Source organism: Desulfosporosinus sp. FKA (assembly GCF_002196785.1).
Taxonomy (GTDB): domain Bacteria; phylum Bacillota; class Desulfitobacteriia; order Desulfitobacteriales; family Desulfitobacteriaceae; genus Desulfosporosinus; species Desulfosporosinus acididurans.
This window is the reverse complement of the sequence record NZ_NAHZ01000015.1, coordinates 188,710-208,221: the sequence shown is the minus strand read 5'-3', so window position 1 is coordinate 208,221 and position 19,512 is coordinate 188,710. Positions and strand designations below refer to the sequence as shown.

General features: G+C 38.7%; 17 protein-coding genes and 1 riboswitch. Of the genes, 3 read left to right on the top strand and 14 right to left on the bottom strand.

Annotated features, from left to right (window positions below):
- Window positions 1-339: 339 nt before the first annotated feature.
- Complete coding sequence (locus tag B5771_RS04560) at window positions 340-1,551, bottom strand: ROK family transcriptional regulator (RefSeq protein WP_088186483.1); 1,212 nt, start codon at window positions 1,549-1,551, stop codon at window positions 340-342.
- Window positions 1,552-2,113: 562 nt separating this feature from the next.
- Here B5771_RS04560 and B5771_RS04555 point away from each other — a divergent pair.
- Both B5771_RS04555 and B5771_RS04550 read left to right on the top strand, forming a co-directional pair.
- Entirely contained in the window at window positions 2,114-2,866 is a 753-nt protein-coding gene (locus B5771_RS04555; protein WP_172408156.1) for a GntR family transcriptional regulator, read from the top strand.
- Window positions 2,867-3,242: 376 nt separating this feature from the next.
- Entirely contained in the window at window positions 3,243-4,691 is a 1,449-nt protein-coding gene (locus B5771_RS04550) for an MFS transporter (RefSeq protein ID WP_088186481.1), read from the top strand.
- Between the two features lie 152 nt (window positions 4,692-4,843).
- Here B5771_RS04550 and B5771_RS04545 read toward each other — a convergent pair whose 3' ends face one another.
- Window positions 4,844-5,623 (bottom strand): inositol monophosphatase family protein, encoded by a 780-nt coding sequence (locus tag B5771_RS04545; RefSeq protein ID WP_088186480.1) that lies wholly within the window; start codon window positions 5,621-5,623, stop codon window positions 4,844-4,846.
- Window positions 5,624-5,771: 148 nt separating this feature from the next.
- On the bottom strand, window positions 5,772-7,142 hold the full coding sequence (locus tag B5771_RS04540) for a methyl-accepting chemotaxis protein (protein ID WP_088186479.1): 1,371 nt from the start codon (window positions 7,140-7,142) through the stop codon (window positions 5,772-5,774).
- Window positions 7,143-7,711: 569 nt separating this feature from the next.
- Between B5771_RS04540 and B5771_RS04535 the strand changes: the two genes are divergently transcribed.
- Window positions 7,712-9,091 carry a sulfatase-like hydrolase/transferase gene (locus B5771_RS04535; RefSeq protein ID WP_172408155.1) on the top strand — a complete coding sequence of 460 codons (1,380 nt, stop codon included), beginning with the start codon at window positions 7,712-7,714 and terminating at the stop codon, window positions 9,089-9,091.
- 151 nt (window positions 9,092-9,242) lie between these two features.
- On the opposite strand, the gene B5771_RS04530 is transcribed toward B5771_RS04535, so the two are convergent.
- The 11 genes from B5771_RS04530 to B5771_RS04480 all read right to left on the bottom strand — a co-directional run bounded on the left by B5771_RS04530 (window position 9,243) and on the right by B5771_RS04480 (window position 19,483).
- Window positions 9,243-10,076 (bottom strand): energy-coupling factor ABC transporter ATP-binding protein, encoded by an 834-nt coding sequence (locus B5771_RS04530; protein WP_088186477.1) that lies wholly within the window; start codon window positions 10,074-10,076, stop codon window positions 9,243-9,245.
- 167 nt (window positions 10,077-10,243) lie between these two features.
- Entirely contained in the window at window positions 10,244-11,008 is a 765-nt protein-coding gene (cbiQ, locus tag B5771_RS04525) for a cobalt ECF transporter T component CbiQ (protein ID WP_348982930.1), read from the bottom strand.
- Between the two features lie 29 nt (window positions 11,009-11,037).
- Window positions 11,038-11,364, bottom strand: coding sequence for a cobalt transport protein CbiN (locus tag B5771_RS04520; RefSeq protein ID WP_088186490.1), 327 nt, complete (start codon window positions 11,362-11,364; stop codon window positions 11,038-11,040).
- Window positions 11,364-12,116, bottom strand: a complete 753-nt coding sequence (locus B5771_RS04515) for an energy-coupling factor ABC transporter permease (protein ID WP_088186475.1) — start codon at window positions 12,114-12,116, stop codon at window positions 11,364-11,366. Before B5771_RS04515 ends, B5771_RS04520 begins: the two co-directional genes overlap by 1 nt.
- A 178-nt stretch (window positions 12,117-12,294) precedes the next feature.
- A riboswitch (cobalamin riboswitch) is annotated at window positions 12,295-12,485 on the bottom strand.
- Between the two features lie 322 nt (window positions 12,486-12,807).
- Window positions 12,808-13,629: an undecaprenyl-diphosphate phosphatase gene (locus B5771_RS04510; RefSeq protein WP_088186474.1), complete on the bottom strand. Its 822-nt coding sequence runs from the start codon at window positions 13,627-13,629 to the stop codon at window positions 12,808-12,810.
- A 163-nt stretch (window positions 13,630-13,792) separates the two neighbouring features.
- Window positions 13,793-14,584, bottom strand: coding sequence for a hypothetical protein (locus B5771_RS04505; RefSeq protein ID WP_348982929.1), 792 nt, complete (start codon window positions 14,582-14,584; stop codon window positions 13,793-13,795).
- Window positions 14,585-14,862: 278 nt separating this feature from the next.
- Window positions 14,863-15,279: a hypothetical protein gene (locus B5771_RS04500; protein ID WP_088186473.1), complete on the bottom strand. Its 417-nt coding sequence runs from the start codon at window positions 15,277-15,279 to the stop codon at window positions 14,863-14,865.
- A 189-nt stretch (window positions 15,280-15,468) separates the two neighbouring features.
- Window positions 15,469-15,987, bottom strand: coding sequence for a helix-turn-helix transcriptional regulator (locus B5771_RS04495; protein ID WP_088186472.1), 519 nt, complete (start codon window positions 15,985-15,987; stop codon window positions 15,469-15,471).
- 10 nt (window positions 15,988-15,997) lie between these two features.
- Window positions 15,998-16,828 (bottom strand): sialate O-acetylesterase, encoded by an 831-nt coding sequence (locus B5771_RS04490; protein WP_088186471.1) that lies wholly within the window; start codon window positions 16,826-16,828, stop codon window positions 15,998-16,000.
- 374 nt (window positions 16,829-17,202) lie between these two features.
- On the bottom strand, window positions 17,203-17,997 hold the full coding sequence (locus B5771_RS04485) for a hypothetical protein (protein WP_088186470.1): 795 nt from the start codon (window positions 17,995-17,997) through the stop codon (window positions 17,203-17,205).
- 184 nt (window positions 17,998-18,181) lie between these two features.
- Complete coding sequence (locus B5771_RS04480; protein ID WP_088186469.1) at window positions 18,182-19,483, bottom strand: VTT domain-containing protein; 1,302 nt, start codon at window positions 19,481-19,483, stop codon at window positions 18,182-18,184.
- Window positions 19,484-19,512 lie beyond the last annotated feature (29 nt).

The following is a 19,512-nucleotide window of genomic DNA, read 5'->3' as shown; positions in this document are numbered from 1 at the left end:
GTAAAATTCATTTGGGATGACCTCCGTTATTTTGATTGGATTCTGTTGGCCAACAGTCCTTTCAAATTGTAACGTGAGGTCTCCTTTTTAACAAAGCTCATTTTTTTCTAAATACAGGAATGCTCCTTTATTTAGATTCATCTAGAACTAGGCTTCTCAACTAAATCCTCCCGTACCGAAAGCTTTTCACGAAGATAGTGTCAACTTTTAGAATCCATTTTATATAGCTTAATGATGCGTTCTGGAATTAACTAAATTCAGTAAATTATTTCAAGATGAAACAAATATAGTAAAACAGTAAATATCTTTCAATATAAAGAAAAATGGGTATCCCAATTTTTAGTCCTTAAAAAAGTCTCTAAAAACCATTGTTGCGGCCCCGGCTTCATACAAATTGTCACTTATTCTTCTTTTTTTAAAGAGTACATCTCTGGCTAAAGGACTAACAATTTTCTGCTCTGTCATTTTGACAACAGTTTGATAGAAAAAATCGCTGGCATCGAAGAGAGTTCCCGAAAGAATAATGATTTCCGGATTAAAAACCCCTACTAAATTTGAAATTCCCGTACTTAAATAACGTGCAGCTTCTTCAAGCAGTTGCAGAGAAAAAAGATCCCCTTCCTCTGCACACTGACAGATAATCTTATAATTCAAACTCTCGTAATCACGATCTACTCTTTCAGTTAGAATGGATTTACGGCCACGCCGTAAACCTTCTTTAGCTATTTCCTCAATGGCCTCGGTAGAACACTGAGATTCAATGCAGCCAAAGCTCCCGCAACTGCATTGCCTTCCATTAATATCTACTTTCATGTGTCCAAGGCCCTGCGTTGCATTGTTTTTCCCCCTGACGATCCTTCCTTCAGTGATGACACCGCATCCAATACCTTCGTTACATATTATATAAACAACATCCTTGTATCCAATGCCGTAACCATACCAATATTCCCCCAGCACCCGCGTATGTGCATTATTATCCAAAAATACTTTAAGTTTAAATTCGTTCTCAAGGTGTTCTTTGATAGTGATGTTGTGCAGAGTTCGAGATGGTGAAAAATCAACAATGATTCCCTTCTGATAATTAACCATGCCCCTTGCACCAACGCCAATTCCTAATATTCTATTAAAATCAATCCGGCTTTCATTAATTAATTCCTTAATCGCCTTAATTAAGGTCTCAATAAATTGCTCATTATTACAAATAAAGTTTAAAGACACAGTTTTTCTGCCTACAACATTCATGCTGAGATCCACCATATGAATATTTAAAGCTCTCTTAGAGATATTAACTCCAATTGCATAATAGGCCGAAGCATTTAGTTCTAAATTAACAGGTCTTCTGCCAATGCCCGCATCCCCTAATCCGCTTTCACGAATCACCTTGCTTGCCAATAGATCTTCAATGATTCTTGTCACAGTAGGTTTAGAAATATGCGTCATTTTGTATATATCGGTTCTTGAAACTGTTTTATGCTTGCGAATAAAATTTAGGATGATTCGCTTATGATCTTCTCTAATTTTAGTATTTCCTGTCACAATAATTTTGTTCATGTCGATATATCCTTTTCTAAATCTATTATTAACGATCTAGAGCGCCAATTTTATAGACTTTTATCATGTTTATCCTTGAGATTTAGTTTCAAAATGAAATTAAAAAACAATAAATCATTTCTTGTGTCTGGTTAATACCAGTATACTTCGAACTTTAAGGAAGTTCAATATTCCCTCAATTCATTTAACTATGAAATATTTTAATGAGAAAAATAGTTCATTCGCAATTAAATTTCAAAAACATTACATAGAAATTAGTAAGTAGCCCAATTTTTTTAAATATATGTATTTATCTGGATATAATTCTCTGTTTATTTTAGCTTTTCTTAATTAAGCCTTGAATTACTCATTGTTTAATTTTATAATAGAATTAAACACTGGTCTTAACCAGAAACTTATTGCCTTGAAATACCTCAATTTATCATTATCTTTATTCACTAAAAATTATCATTGCCAAATACTCATCAAGTTTTGGGAAGAAGGTTTATATAGTAGTTGCTCGGTTAATTAATAGATTTAGAAATCCGAAAATGAAACTTAAATTATGAGAGGAGTATTGTTTATGCTCTATCCTGGCAGCATTAAACCCTTATATGAACAACTCAAAGACATTATCAAATTAAACATTACGGATGGCAATTTAAAACCCGGAGAAGCCCTTCCTGGAGAAAGACAGCTTATGGAAACTTACGGCGTCAGCCGAGTTACTATTAGGCAATCTATCGGCGAACTGGTTAATGAAGGCTTTTTATACCGCAAGCATGGTAAAGGCACTTTTGTTGCACCAAAACGTATAGAGCGGCCACTTGCACGCTTAATGGGGGTAACCGAAGAACTTGCTCTGGATGGTCTTAATGTCGAAATGAAAGTATTCAAAACTGAAAGCCAGAAAGCTACTCCCAAGATCCGTCAGAAACTTAAGCTTGCTGAAGAAGAGCCCGTCTTTTGCATAGCTCGGATAATTACTGTAGCTCAGGAACCGTTATCATTAGACTATAATTATTTTCCTCAAAGTATCGGGCAAAAGCTCCTTAATGCTAACCTTTCCAAGGACCTTATTTATACACAGCTTGAACTTTACGGCTATAAGATTAGTACAGGTAAACAAAAGATTAGTGCAGGCAAAGCCACAAAAGAAGAAGCTAAGCTTCTTCAATGCAAACTTAACAGCCCCTTATTAGTTGTTAAACGCAGCACCTATGTTGAAAGCGGTCTACCAATCGTTTATTCGCAAGCCCTCTACAGAGGGGATCGCTATGAATACGTTATTGATTTACAAAGACAACCATTTGGCCTTGAAAAAAACAACGTATAGCATATTCCAAACATCCATATAACTTGATAGATAAACTGCAAATCATATACCCCGAAACAGTACAGTCCCCGAAGGGCACCGTTCTTTGGGTGAGTTTTAGATTCTTCAATGGCAGAAGCAGTTCTTTTAATACCATATGAATCCACCCAGAATATGTCTCTGCTCTTTATTTTTAATTTTCCAAATTTATAGTGAAATTGTTTAGCTAAAGCTAAACATTAGCGGCTTCGGTGTGGGACTCTGACCCTCACCGAAGCAACTATGGGTACCCCCCACTTGAATAGTAGGAGTCTTAAAATGGATAAATTTGTTCGCTTACTGGTATTAACCATAATACCTATAATTTACACACATATTTATTAAGGAGTGATGAATTATGATTTCAGATGTCCCATTTCATGAGAGAAAAGGATACCATTGGTTTGTGGTAGGTACAGTTTGTATCGGCGCATTTATGGCAGCCTTAGATGCCAGTATCATTAACGTTGCCATGCCCACATTAAGTAAAAGTTTTTCTGCTGGGATGGACAGCGTGGAATGGGTTTCCATTGCCTACCTTCTAACGTTAACCTCCCTTCTGACGCTATTGGGTAGTTTGTCAGACAGGTTTGGCAGAAAAATATTTTACACAGTGGGTTTTTCAATTTTCGGTTTAGGATCCGGATTATGTGGCATCGTCTCGATGCTTCCGTTATTAATTGCTGCCAGGATTTTACAAGCGTTAGGTGCCGCTATGTTGCAGGCTAACTCAATCGCAATTATTACTTCAGTAGTTCCTGCAACGAGTCGAGGTAAAGCCATTGGTATTCAGGGATCTGCTCAAGCTATTGGATTATCTGTAGGTCCTACTATTGGTGGGTTAATAATAGGAAATTTCGGTTGGCGTTTGATTTTTTACATCAACATTCCAGTTGCTCTTCTAGGTACTCTTATTGCGGCTTTTGTCCTGCCAAAAGATCAACCCAATATTCATTCGTCCCGTTTTGACTATTTAGGCGCCGCTCTTTTTACACCTTTTCTGATTTTAATCATTCTCATTTTCAAAGATGGCTATAAAGCGGGATGGTTATCGACTGAAATTATTTTAGAATCACTCCTAAGTATTGTATTTTTGTCCCTGTTTATCTATCGAGAGAAAAAGTGCGAAAATCCTATGATCAACTTGGATTTATTTCGAATCAGGACTTTTACTAGTGGAAACGTTACAGGATTACTATCTTATTCCTTGATGTTTGGGGTAATTTTTTTGATGCCCTTTTATTTGGAATGGATATTAAAACTATCGCCCTTCTTAATTGGGCTCATTATGACAGTAATTTCTCTGGCTATGTTCATAGTCTCCCCTTTTTCCGGAGCTCTGGCCGATCATATGGGAGCTAAGCTACTGACAAGCAGTGGTATGATTATTTCCTCAATAGGTTCACTGATCTTGGTTCTCCTATCGAAGAATACAAATATTTATATCGACCTCTTAGGCTTGATTTTAGTTGGAGCTGGAATTGGAATATTCACTCCTCCAAATAATAGTTCAGTAATGGGCAGCGCTCCCCCTGAACACGTTGGCGTTGCTGGAGGAATTTTGAACATGTCCAGATCATTAGGCATGAGCATTGGCGTAGCTATTGCCGGGTCGCTCTATAACAGTGCTTTTAACAGTTATTCACTTATCCATCACACTCTTGCAACAGCTCAAGTTCTTTCTTTCCACATAGGCTTTGAAGGAATAACCTTCCTAGGAATTATTGCATTTTTGATATGCATTTTGGCAAAAAAACATTCTCAAACAGTAAATGTTGACATTGGCAAATATGTTACATTTCACTAATAATTACTTCTCTTCCATTAATACTTTTGATTTTTAAACTCCGCTGTAATCGATCTTTATCCGTCGAATAGCCCAATTACTTAACTAATCACCATTCTTTACTCCAGGCCAAATCACAAGTAAACTTAGTAATGGTACTCTAATAGTCAGTACTACGATAAGTAACTCTTAAAATGACAACCTATATTTGTTCCTGCAATTATTTCTTTAATTTTCACAGGATATCCATTGTCAAGATTAAGATTTATTTCTCCCCCAGCCTCTTTGATTAACAGTAACCCTGCGGCGACATCCCATAAGTATAATTCCTTACCCCAGTAGGCATCCAGCTTGCCTGCGGCTGCATAAGCAATAGTAATTGCGGCAGAACCGAGAATGCGAATACCTCCAGCTGTAACAGCTAACTTGTAAGATTCCGGATCTTTTTTCAGGCAAGCAATGGACACTCCGATTGTCGCTCGATTAAGCTCTTTAACTTCTCCCACTCTAATCCGCTGACCATTTAACCATGCTCCAGCTTCTTTTTGGGAGCTGAACATTTCCTTACTTATGGGGTTATAGATTACCCCAGCAAGTAGTTCTCCTTCAAAAAAGAGCGCAATGGAAACGGCGAAAATAGGTATTCCTAAGGCAAAATTAACTGTCCCATCAATGGGATCAATTACCCAAACATACCCATTCTTGGGCAAATAAGATCCTATATCATCCTTTGTTTGCTGTTCTCCCTCTTCTCCTAAGATTAAATGTTCCGGATATCTCTTCTTAATTTCTTTTTCCAGTAATTTTTCAATTTCAATGTCGTATTGGGTAACTATATCCATAATGGATGTTTTCTCGCTGATCTTTTTTGAGCTCTCATATCCATGGCCCATAATTTCTCCAGCCATAAGAGCTAATTCTTCCAACTCCGAAACCCAATTTTTGTTTTGCATCTTCTTTTACCTCTTTTTACGATCTACACTGACCAATGGCCTAACTCGACTCATTTCAAGCAATGTTCCAACGCAGAATTAAACCTTAAACTTTCTCAGAACAAAAAACTTCAATCACTTTAATTGAAGAGCCATAAAATTAAAATAATTAACTCCGCTCTAACTCAGTCTGTAATACACTTAAAAGATTAACAAATTTCTCGGCGTTCAAACTCATCTCATCCAGAATTTGTTCGGTCTTATCAAGATTACCGCGCTCATGGTTCGCTATTGCCTCACGGGAAAGTTCATGCAACCTCTGATGAGAATCTTCCAAATCCTTAAATGAAGGTAAAGAACGGCAGACAGCTCCTGCAGGACTCTGGAGCCATTTCCCAAAGTTGCAGTCGGTATGAGTCACAACATCACTTTCTTTTAAATTTTCAAACCCTACAATCGTATTGTAAACCTTCCAGGCTGGTATCAAATGTCCGCTCTTAGCCATCTCCAATTTCTGATATACATCCAAGTTAGAATCTTTGTGCATTGTTTTCCTTACTCTTTGTAAACTCTTGCTAATCTCATAGACGCTTTTGCCTGTATCTTGGGCAAGCTCCTGAACTCGGATGGCATTTTTCGCCACATTTTCTGCAATACCGGTTGACTCCTGAAGAGAAGCGCTTTGTTCTTGACTTCCAGCAGCTATCTCTTGGATATCTTGTGAAATATCTTTAAAGTTATTAAGAATAAGCCGGATGGCGTCAGCAGCTTCCCCCATGATGCCCATTCCACTTTGCATATTTTGGGTTAAAGTTGTCAAATTGCTCTCTGTTTTCTCGGAATCATTGCCTAGTTCATCGATCTTTTTCCTTATATACAATACAGAGTCTTTTGTATGATCCGCCAGCTTGCGTACCTCATCAGCCACAACAGCGAAACCGCGTCCGTTTTCCCCTGCCCGTGCCGCCTCAATAGCTGCATTCAAAGCTAATAGATTAGATTGGTCGGCAATTCCTGCGATCGCGGTGACAACTTGATCAATTTCCTTCATTGAATTGAATACTTCCTGAACTTGAGAGCTTACGGCTATAAATTCGCTCAAGGAATTGTTCATAAATGCGATAGCCTCTTGAATCTTTTGCCCTCCAGAGTCAGCAGTTGCCGTTGAATTATTGACAAACGCAGCGGAATTTGTAGCAGCAATAGCTATTTGATCGGCTGTAGAACTCAGTTCTTCAGTATGGGCAGTAATGTCCTTCATCTGATTAGTTTGTTCATCAATAAGCAGCAACATCTGTCGTACCGAGGTCATACTAACTAATTGACGAATAATCATATCGAAACTTTTCACCAAGTCCATCTGATTATTTTGACCAATGGCTTGATTAGCCAATTCCAGAAGACGTTTTATGGCGTCCGATATAGGAAAATCTACGCTTAATTCCTTTGTGAAATCACAATTGTTCAAATATTTATCAAGTCTTTCATATTTTTCAAACTTTTCGGAAGAAACATCATTCTTGCGCAATAGAAACTGCATACTCTCACGCCCTTTGTCTTTATTTACTAGGAGCAATGTTTTGTTATGTACCTTCAATTATTTTTAAATAGAATGAGTTTGAACAACCGAGCCTTATTAGAAAACACATTTCGCTTGTTAAGTCGAAATTTGAACATAAATCTCAAGAAATATACTTCCATGGATACTACGAACTCTGATGAGGTACCCTCCTTCCCATTCACCAAAATTAAAAATACTCGAATATTTCATATTGAAATTAAACCCAAACACCGAAAAATATTCAAATTGTCTTCTGATTAGTACCAGTATAATGTTAAAAATATAGTTATGTCAAAGTAATATTTGTAAATTAAATATACCAAGATTAACTTTAAACAAACGAATTATTAATATTTTGCCATTATTCCCTACCTTTATTGCTGAGTTATTTTACTTTTCATAATATGATAATTATTTGTTTCAGCTATTGAATAATCTTTAAAGCATTATTATACTGGTACTAACCAGTTCTTCTCTTGTCCATAAATTATAACTCAGCGCTTTATAGCGGAAATCCTAGGATTATCACTATGTTTGGAGGTATCGAAATGAACGTATTATTTATCATGAGCGATGAACACAGAAAAGATGCTATCGGCTGCTATGGACATCCTGTAGTTAAAACTCCGAATCTTGACGCTCTCGCAGCGAAAGGCATTCGTTTCACCAATTCCTATTGTAATAGCCCTTTATGTATCCCGAGCAGAGCTTCCTTAGCCACTGGACGTCATGTTCATCATACTGAATACTGGGATAATGATAAACCTTACCAAGACCAACCAGAGAGTTGGGGAAAACATTTACAAGATAGCGGTGTTAACGTTTCGACAATTGGAAAACTTCACTTTGATACAAATTTCACCAATGGTTTTGTCGATCAGCGCTATAGACCGGCGTCAAACCGAGATATAGCAGGACTTTTCAGAAATCCCGTAAAACAAAGGAAAAAAGGTCGTCAACGTATCGAAGAAGCTTGTTCCGGCGACCACTGGATTCCCAATACCGAACGTGTAACCCAAGCGGCTATCGATTATTTAAGTTATGAAGCGCCAAAATCAGATAAACCTTGGGTCCTATATGTTAACTTTTGGGCTCCTCATTTCCCGCTCATAGCTCCAAAACGTTTTTATGATATGTACCCCGATGAATTAATCAATATGCCCTTTGACTGTCCTTCAGCCGAGCAACACCCAATCCTTGATGAATTGAGATACCATTTTAATGTGCGAAATATTGACGAAGATACTCTGCGTCGGACGCGAAAAGCATACTATGGATTAGTATCCTATGTTGATGAAAAAATCGGTGAAATCATGGAGGTATTAGATAAAACCGGGTTAGCAAAAGATACTTTAGTCATCTATACAAGCGATCACGGAGAGTCTCTCGGAGACCATGAGCTATGGTGGAAAAATACCATGTATGAACAATCTGCGGGGATACCTCTGATCATCTCCGGGCCCAATATGCCAAAAGGATTAGTTTCAAATGAACCTGTCTCTCTTATCGATTTGACGTCTACTGTATCCGAAACTGTTGGAGTAACTCCTGACCCTTCCTGGGAGGGTGATTCTTTACTTCCTCTGGTTAGAGGAGAGAATCCCAGCGGTCTTAAGAACAGAACCGTACTCAGCCAATATCATGGACATGGCGTAAGTCACGGAATCTTCATGATACGCAAGGGCGATTATAAGTATGTTTATTATCCAACCGCTCCCTGCCAACTCTTTAATTTAATTGATGATCCCCTTGAACTCAATAACCTTGCACCTAATCCGGTATATAAAACAGTCGTAGAACAACTTCATGCTGAACTATTAAACATTTTGAATCCTGAAGAAGTCGATAAAAAGGCTTTAGAAGATCAACACAATCGTTTAGAAATGTCTCAACAAGCCGGACCAAAGTTACTGAATCTGGCGGATTAAGAGGAAGTTAACGAGGGACCCACCCCCACTTATAGAAGTTGAGGTCTTAAAAACTGGATAAAACACTACTTTTCAAATTAATGGAAAATCACTTCCTAGTTAAAAATGCTAGGAAGTGATTTTTCATAGACCAAAATCTGGCGCTAAGGAATTATTGTACCTTCGGGAGCATTTCTCGAAACTCCTGGATACTTTTGGGATATATTTTCTCATTGGCAAGTAGATGCTCCTCCACCAGCGCTTCGTACACAGATAACAGAATTGGCCGTTTTAAATTCGCCTTCTTTAGGACTTCTTCTTCTTGGAATATTTCCAGTGGCGTTCCATCCGCAATAATCTTTCCCTGACAAAAAACAAGAACTCTTTGTGCCCATCGGTAAGCAAAATCTACGTCATGTGTCGAAATCAAAATTGTTTTCTCTTCCATACTCAATTTGGCTAAAATCTTTTCTAACATCTCCGCATTTAAGGGGTCCAAGGCAGCCGTTGGTTCATCAAAAATAATGATTTCAGACTTCATGGCAATAATGTCAGCAATAGTGACCTTTTTCTTTTCCCCACCACTTAAATAGTGAGGCGGACGATCTTTAAAATCCAGAATATTCATATAATCTAGGGCTTCATCGACCCTTCTTATGACTTCCTCCTGTGGAAGTTTTAAATTCATGGGTCCGAATCCTACTTCTGCTCTGACCGTAGAAGCAATAATCTGATTATCTGCATCCTGAAAAACAATGCCGATATTTTTCCTTAGTTCTTTAAGATTCTTTTTATTAATAATAGTGCCCCTATAACGAATTTCTCCATTTTTCGGCGTTAGAACACCATTAACATTCAGGAAAAATGTAGATTTCCCAGCTCCATTCGAACCAATAACTGCAATCTTCTCGCCTTCATTAATATCAATACTGACCCCGTCTAATGCTGCTTGTCCGTTTCCGTAGACATAATATAAATCTCGAATGCTCAAAATAGGTTCTTTCATAAACTCTCCTCATATGTCTAAATAGTATCCAGAAACTCCAAGTCTTCCGTAAAAAGAAGTATCTACGGCACACCAGTTTTCATCGAATCGTGAGACTTCCGACAAAGCCTCGATATTCATTAGCTGAACAAGTTCACTCTGTGATGGCCTCGTTAGCGGCGAGAAATCTATTTCGTAAATCCCCAGATCAGAAACAAAACAGAGATAAACATTGCTGCCGATATAAACTGGATCATGGTAATCTTTTGGTCTTCCTCCAGAAATATCATTTCACCATCATAACATCGAGCTTCCATCGCATCATAATATCCATTCGCCTTTTTCATAGAAATAACAAGCATATTGCAGGCAATTCCTCCAAAGGTATGCAAGGATGTCTTGAAATCACAAAACCCCTGTCGTGAGTCGGCAGAATTCTTTATTTTGGAGTAAACACCTAAAATAATAAAAATATAACGATAAATCATGTTCATCAGTTCAATTATAAGTTTCGGAATATGGGCTTTCCTCATAACGGAGATGATTTCTGAAGATGGTGTTGATAATGTCATCATCTGTAAGGCACTAACTGCAGCAAACACTTTTAAGATCATAAAAATTGCCTCTTCGAGCTTCTCCAAGGAAGTAAAAATATAGAAAAAGCCAAGATGTAAATGATATTGTCCAATTGGCTCCCAGGCAAAATCAACGGCAATTGTTATAGTGGCTAGGAGAATAAAGGAAATCGGAATCGCCAATACCAAAAGATATTCCCGAACTGAAAGGCCTCCTTTTACCACGATCAAATAGGCCATTCCAATGATAACTGCAGCAGATACGTAGGGATTATTCAGTCCAATGCACAGAATCATCAATAATACAGCAAACGAAACCTTGAACGCGGCATTCCATCCTCTGATTTTCGAAGCGTAGGATATAAGATCAATTTCCAACCTTTCCCCGTGTTTCAGAAAAACCCCCCCTAACCTAACTTTTTCCCTGTTTCTTTTTCCCATTTACTCCTTTCAACAAATCTACCGAGGTAGAAGAACACAACTCCCACACCGATACCGGTCTGTACACAGAACAATAGACTTTCTACTTCGCCCGGTAATTCTCCGCCAATTAATCGATTCATAACCGGTTCAACCCACGGCTTATAGTCTGTTCCCGTAATTTCTGCAACGACTTTGCTTCCGGCGTCATCAGAGCCGCTAAACTCTGCTCCTTTTAACATAAACAGAGGAAGAACTGCAATTAATAGTGCAATCAATGAGAGAATAATAACTGTTTTTTTGGATTTCGACATTATTTAACGCCTCCATCCATATATCCGATGCCTATCAATTCTGATTTTGCATACGTCTCAAGACCAATCACAATCATAACCGTCAAAATGCCCTCAATAATTGCCAACGGCACCTGGGTTGGTGCAAATACACCGAGAAACTTAAGAGCAGAGGCAACAACACCGCCGTTCGCTGACGGATAGGCAAGTGCCAGCTCAAAACTGGTAATACAATAGGTAAATAAGTCTCCAATTGAAGCTGCCAGAAAAATCCCAGCATTATGATTGACTTTTAGTTTTTTACACAATATATAAATACCATAGGATAACATCGGACCGGCAATGGCCATGGAGAAAGTATTTGCTCCCAGCGTAGTAAGGCCACCATGCGCCAGTAGAGTTGCTTGAAAAATAAGTACGATAATACCTAAAATGCTTACTGCGAATGGTCCAAATAAAATTGCAGCAAGTCCGGTACCTGTCATATGTGAGCAGCTTCCTGTAACCGATGGAATCTTTAAAGAAGATAATACGAAGACGAAGGCACCAGCCATTGCAAGCAGGGTCATGGATTTGCGATTCTGTGCTGCTTGTTTCTTGATGGCAAAATATCCTGCTGCCAGAAAAGGCAGACAGATTACTCCCCACGCGATACAGTATTTGGGCGGAAGGTATCCTTCCATAATATGCATTGCATAAGCTGTCGGAGTTATTCCGAATAACCCTGCAAAGACCGCAAATAGGCTAACTATTTTCTTTTCCCTTAAATTCATAATTGTATCCTCCCCTGACTCTTAATAGACCTCTTTCTTATTCTTAATAGATTATTGCTTGTTTGAATTACCCTGCCAAATAAAAAAACCCTTCACCAACAGAAGGGTTTATAGCTCAACCGGTATCAGGTAAAATTACCAAAAACACAGGTATACACCTCCCTAACATCCCGTAGGTAGTTTCAACTGCGGAATAAGCAGGTCTCCTGGCTTAAGGTCATCGTCAACTCACGTCTTCCCGGAGCGATATCCAGTGACATTTGTGAATTGGCTCCCTTTTACAGTGGCGGGCACCGCGTCAGCTTAAACTGACTTCCCTTTTCAATTCCTTCCCCTCGGGAAGGAATCACTTATTCCAATATTTAACTATAACCATTATACCAAGAAGAAAAGAGTTTGTATAGAGTTTCGTGCCATACTTCTATAAAGAGTATGCATCACTCTCTAGCTCGGCATATAGTACCTGACTTACTGAGTTAATTCCACTTTTTCTTAGTTCTCCCGCTGGTAACTTTGTTAAGATACCATGGAAACTATATACTGCCTCTTTTCCATGAACCGATAACGACGGACTTCGTTATAAAGATAAACTAGGCGCTCATCTTAGAGCGCCTAGTTTATCTTTATATATTAATTTTCACTAATGGCAATAAATAAATTTGTGTTTTGGGCAATCTTTAAAATAATTCACTCAAATAAAATGAGATAGCAAAATTAAAGCGCCTACAATCCAGCAATAATAAGCAAAAGGCTTCATGGCATTAATCTCTTTCCTCTTAAACCAATGCATTAAAATTGTTACAGCAATGTAGGCAAATAACCCAGCAAACAGACCGCCGATAAGGGAATTGACGAATAAGCCATGGGAACTGTGTTTAATCAGTTTTGGGACTTCTAATATGCCGGCTCCAGCAATGATAGGAGTGGCTAACAACATAGAAAAGCGAGCGGACTCCTCGTGTTTAAGTCCCATCCAAAATCCCGCTGTCATACTTGCTCCGGAACGAGAGAAGCCTGGAACCAAAGCCAAAGCTTGAAATAAGCCGACGACTGCCGCCTGTCCGTAGGATAAGTCATTGATGCTTTTCGTGCCTCGCTTCTTCATTTTCTCTCCAAAATATAATAACAGACCATTAATAATTAGAAAGATGGCGGCCGTTGTTACATTGCTGAACATATTGGTAATATGTTTTTCGAAAACAAACCCGATCAGAGCTGCTGGAATCGTCCCAACCAGAAGTAATAAAAGCAAACGTAAAGAAACCTCTTTGCTGGAATTAATAATTGAGCGGATTATTCTCATCCAGTCGTCCCAGAAAAAGATCAATAAGGCCAGTGCAGTTCCAAGATGAAGCATAACTACGAAAGGTAAAAAATTCATCTTTAAGAACTCAGGATTAAGATTCCAGTGAAAAACATAAGGGGTAAACACATTATGAGCCACACTACTAATCGGAAACAACTCAGTGATACCTTGGACAATAGCAATAATAATCGTTTGTAATAAAGTCATTACTTGAGCTTGCCTCCCTATCTATTAATGTTCAGGCCATTAGCTTTTCCTGTTAATTATAATATTACGTATGAAGAAATACTTGTCTAACTCTGTTAAATCTGTGTTAAAATTCGGTAAATACCTCAATACATCAAGCCAGGCATAATAACAAAAAACATCCTTAAACGGCGTGTTTATTCTGAACATCTCTACGACTAACAGTCAGGTAACCGACAAGGGCAACAATGATAATCGTTAAAACCAAACTCACTGGGCCTGTACCAAGCCCAAGGCCGCCGCGAAAGCGTTGCATCCCCATCCAATCCGCAATCGAGGCGCCTAACGGTCGTGTCATTATATAGGCAAACCAGAAGGCAAAAATTTCATTCAAGCCAAACAACCAATAAGCTAACGCTGGGATCGCAATTAAAGCCGCAAAGAGCAAACCCGAGGTGAAATAGCCTAAATTCAAAGTTGTCGCCGTCAAATCTCCCGTTGCAGTGCCTAACGCGAACGTGACCAGCACGATTGACCAATAAAAGGCCTCCCGGCGACGTGTGTGGATACTGTGTATCGCAAGAGTCTTTTCACTTGTATACCAAGCAACAAAGATGATGGCCATCGCTGCCAAAAAGAAAATAGTCGAAACCTGATAGGGAATCCCAAAACCAACGTGCAAAACATCAGCAAACATGGTACCAAATATACTTACCATGACAACCGTTAACCAGTAGACCCATGGTAAATAACGACGGGCAGAAAACTGCATGACCAACGAAGCTATCAGACCAATTAACCCAAGGACAATACCTATTATAGGATTGATATGAGTCAAGAGATAGTCAGAGAACACCTCACCCATTCCAGTTGTCAACACTTTGACTATCCAGAAAAATACCGTGATTTCAGGAACCTTTGTAAGTATTTTGCTGCCTAAATCCTTAGAGCCAACTAACGAATTATTCAGAAACAAATTTATTCACTCCAATTCAACATAGTTATCCTATTTGGCAATGTAGGGATTTACCTTTTATGCTTAAGCATGATTGCTTAAGCGCTTAATTGTATTGTACAAAAGAGAGATAACTTTCGAATTAAGAAAAAATAAACTTTTAGTAAAGAAAAAATAAACTTTTAGTAAAGCAAAAATAAATTTTAAATAAACTAGAATATAAAGAAAATCTCATTGCAAAATTACAATGAGATTTTCTTTTCTATGTAAAGGATACCTATAAAAAGTAACTCCATTGGTCAGTGCAATAATAATGAAGTCACCCATTCATTCGACCTTATCCTAAAGTTTGGATCTATAGCTATAACTGTGAATAGGTAACTATCTTTTGGGAAACTGTAACTGATCAGCAACGCATGACCCGATTGTACCGCGTAGGGTTTCGGCATTGAACTATTTGGGCCGTCAATGGTTGCTGATAGGCTATCAACTTCCTTGGTGAAATTGGAAGCGACAATTTGATGATCGCGGGTTATTTTGTTGTATATACCACTCGCTAAAAGTCGCTTTTGAAGCTCAGACTGTACCGCATCAAAGTCGTAAATAGTTTGTGAGTATTGCATCTGATTAGAATACTCTGCAATCATACTCTGCGCGGCAATATATTTTTCCGCGTCATCAACGGATGCTCCTTTAGATATTTTCAAGTACGACAAATATACATTCCTGTAACAATCATTATTAATACAGCAGGAATAATAATCATAAGAATATTTGATAACAAAGTAAACACTCTTGGGAAAAGATAGAACATTCCATTGGGGTTAGGAAATTAACAGTGTACCTGAATAAAGTTAGGAGCATTGGTTGAATCTGTGGACACACCATGAAAAACAAGGACTAATTTATAGACACTCTGCATCCGTTAAGAGCGAATTAAACCACTTTAAGTTTACCAAATGGTGCGAAACTGAGTTCTCTAACATCTTTCTAAAATAGATTGGGAGCTGATGGTCTCCTTCTAAGGCATCCTTTAATAATAGAATTTTTGCTTCAGTCTGCTCAATTTGAATTCTAATAAGCTTGACCATGTTATCTCTTTTGTATTCCTTAGCAAATAAAAGAGCTGCATAAAAGGACAGGTTAACATACTCCGTTTTTGCACCATACTGGTACATCAACGTTTGAAACTCGGCTTTCCCCAGTTCAGTGATAACATAATGATGACTTTCCCGACTTTGTTTCGTTTGAATAACCCGCTCAATTAAGTTTTTTTCTTCCATTTGCTGAAGATTATAGTAAAATGACCCCTTTGTAAAATTCACAATATACTTGTAGTGCCTTTCTTCCATTTTTGCCAGAAGCTCATATCCATGGGCCCCTGGATTTTGGATTAAGAGTCCTAAAATCAGCAATGGAATCATAATTGGTGCCTCACTGTTCGTTTATAAATTCTTCATAAGAGAGTTTTCCAAGTGCAAAGTCCATCTGTTTCACAAACATCAATTCAGTTGGTGTATGCATTCTAGCAATAAGTCTATCTAAAAGCTCAACCTCATGGCTTAACGGTGCTAAAACATGAGTTTTTTTATCGAAGGCTTCAAAGTAGCGCAAACCAAAATATCTTTGAGATATTGAATTCACATGAATTCCATCGGGATTCCCTGTTAATCCTTGCGCAGACACAAAATAACAGTGTGCTTGTTCAAAAGCAAATTGTTTAAGGCTATCGTTTATCTGCTCATACTCGACGCAATACTGCCCAAATGCTGTTTTACCTAAATAGTCTCCTAAGCCGCCAATGATGAACGGTATTTCTGGAACATTGAGGATATCTCTAAGCGCCTGCACGATTCCCAATAACTTGTCATAATACACTTTGTATTTGCCACCTGAACTATCACTTTCACCTTGATGCCACAAAATCCCTGTTAAGGTGCTGTGTTTCATGGCGAATTTGGCTTCGCTGATAGCATGTTGAAAAAGTTCGCCATCAACAGCCCAGTCATCCAGTGAGCTTCCGCCTTCGGCACATGGTATTAGGCCGATCGTATCTTCCGGATACTTTAAACACCACGCATCTGCAAATGAAGCTGCCAAACTTACACCCGAAACAGGACGGTCGTAATTCACAGGCTCAATCATCATTTGCCATCTGCCGTTACGCAACATTTGTATTCGTTCGTTTATAATAGGAGGCACGTCAGACAAAAAGCCTCTGCCGGCCATATTGGATTGCCCAATCATCAAAAAAGATTTAATCATCATGTGTTCCTTTCCAAAAGTTACTCAGAATCAGTAACCAATTCCTATATCTTAAAATCATAGTCTAATTAGACCAATAGACACATTATAGTCTGATTAGACTATATGTCAACAAAAAAATACCCCCACTGGAAGTGGGGGCACTAACTTAATATATAACTTTAATGGTTCGATCGTTTCTCACCCTGTAGACTTCAGGGGCTGTTTTACCGGCGTAACGACAAAACATGCCGTGCCAAAAAATCACTTCAATAGGTTTTTGAAAATCTTGACCTGTTCCCTAAGCCATGGTAGTGCTGCCACAACCGGAAACTCCCAGTATTAATAGTGCCACTTAACTTAGAGTGACAAAGGTGCGACCGATCTTATTTGCCTTACCTTTGCGGTCTACCTGCCTCACGTTGGACATCCCTGAGTGTCACAGATAAATAACCGACCAATATGACGATGAGTATCGTCAACACCGACACGACAATCCCATCGCCATAACCCAGACCCGTAATGCTCTTGGGTTTGCCAAACCAGTCTGCAAAAGAAGCACCAAGGGGACGAGTCATGATATAGGCAAACCAGAAAGCAAATATTTCGTTCAGACCAAACAAAAAATAACCCACTGCAGGAAGTACGAACAATACTATAAATAAGATTCCAGAAGCTAAGTAACCAAGGTTTAAGGTCATTGCGGTCATATCCCCCGTGGCCGTCCCCATGGCAAATGTAGCAAGCACTGCTGCCCAATAAAACACCTCACGTCGACGTGTATAGATACTATGGATAGATAACGTCTTTTCCACCTTGTACCAAGTCGTAAATACCACGGTCAAGATCATAGCAAAGGCGATGGTGGAGGCATAATACGGAACACCTAAAACAATATGTATGACATCGGCAACCATGGTTCCAAAGATAGCAACCATGACCACGAAAAGCCAATATATCCACGCCACATATTTGCGAACTGAAAATTGTAAGATTAGCGCGATAACGAATCCTACTGCCCCCAAGATTACAGCCAAATATGGATTAATAGTATTGACCAGATAATCAGAAGTCGCTTCGCCCATGGCGGTAGTCAGCAGTTTGACGATCCAAAAGAATATCGTGATTTCCGGAACTTTTATTAAGAGCTCTTTCTCTCTATTTCTGGTAACGGATGATGATTGACTCATTGGATTTACTCGTTCCCTTCGTATAAATTCTGTCACCCTGAAAATTGCAAGCCATAAGCGTTGATAAACTACCTGCCGCCTCTAACTTCTCCGAAGTTAGAGGACTGGAGAATCTCCACATTCTCAAGATTAACATATGATTATTAAAAGAACCTTAAAAAATGGTTGTCAATGTTCAAATGGGTCAATCCAATTCTGCGTTTTTATTGCCCGGCATATTCCTGTAAAGCAGGAACTCATAAAAGAAGATACAAATATAAGTCCACAGACCGCTGACTGTTAAAGCTGTAACCATGGCGCTAGGTGTATGAATCCGCAGATAAACGGGACTTAGTCCTAAGAAAAATAATAACAATGACCCTGCGATCACAATCCAAAGCCGATAGGACCAAGATTTTTCTCGTGCCAAAATATAACAAAGAACAGCATAAAATGATAAACCGCCCAGTAAAAAACCAGTGTTTGAGGCTTGAAAGGGCATGATGTTTTCAAAGATACTGACGTTCTCCCCCCGGAAAATGAATCGAAAAAAATAATCAACCAAAGTTCCTCCGCCCCAAGCAAGACTAAGCGGAAGAACATGAATCCATAGCTTAGTTTTATGCCAAAAGCCAAATAACACAACCAAAAAGACAATTAAGATCACAATGTGAGTACTCAAAGCATTAATTTGCTGCATTAAGTGGATCATCCAGCGTGGAGAAGCTAGTTCCAGACTGGAAGCAACCATTTCATCAAATTCAGCAACGTCGTTCGTCACAAGATCTTGAATTAGGCTCATTAAGAAAATAAAAAGTCCCAGAAATGTTACAGAACCTATTATAATCAATAATCGCAGCTTGCCTAACGAACGATAATGACTGGTTAGACGCAAATACTCCTCTGACAGCCTAGCTCCCCATCGTTCATGATTCTTATATAACAGATAAAAGATTATAAAGAGAACAGCTGCAATTAGTCCCAGCAGGATTGAGTAACGATGGATGATCGGAAGAATAGTTTTCCATTGACTGCCCAGAGTCCTGCCCAGCAGGATAAATACGCTTGTCCAGGCAAAGGCCCCTAGATAGGAATAAAGAGCAAAATCCCGATAACTTAAGCGGCTTAAACCGGCAACATAGCCAGACAGATGACGTACTCCCGGAATAAAATATCCTGCCGTCAGAAGTTTACCACCATGTTGATGGTACCAATTGAGCACCTTTTCCAGGCGCTGACTCCCCGTATGTTTTCTTAGATATACCAATACATTTGCTTCGAAAAATCGTCCCAAAAAATAAGCAATAGTAATCCCTGTTATACTTCCGATAGCTGATGAAATAATTGCTAATATGGGATTGAGCTGACCTGAAAAACTCATAAAACCTATAAATGTCAGAAGGAATTCATCTGGAAGCGGCAAGCCTAAGATTGAAACCAGCAGAATTATAAACAATCCTAAATAACCATATTGCGTAACGATATGAATTAACAATGCCGAAGACATGGGTAGGCTCCTTTCTTATGGCACATTCT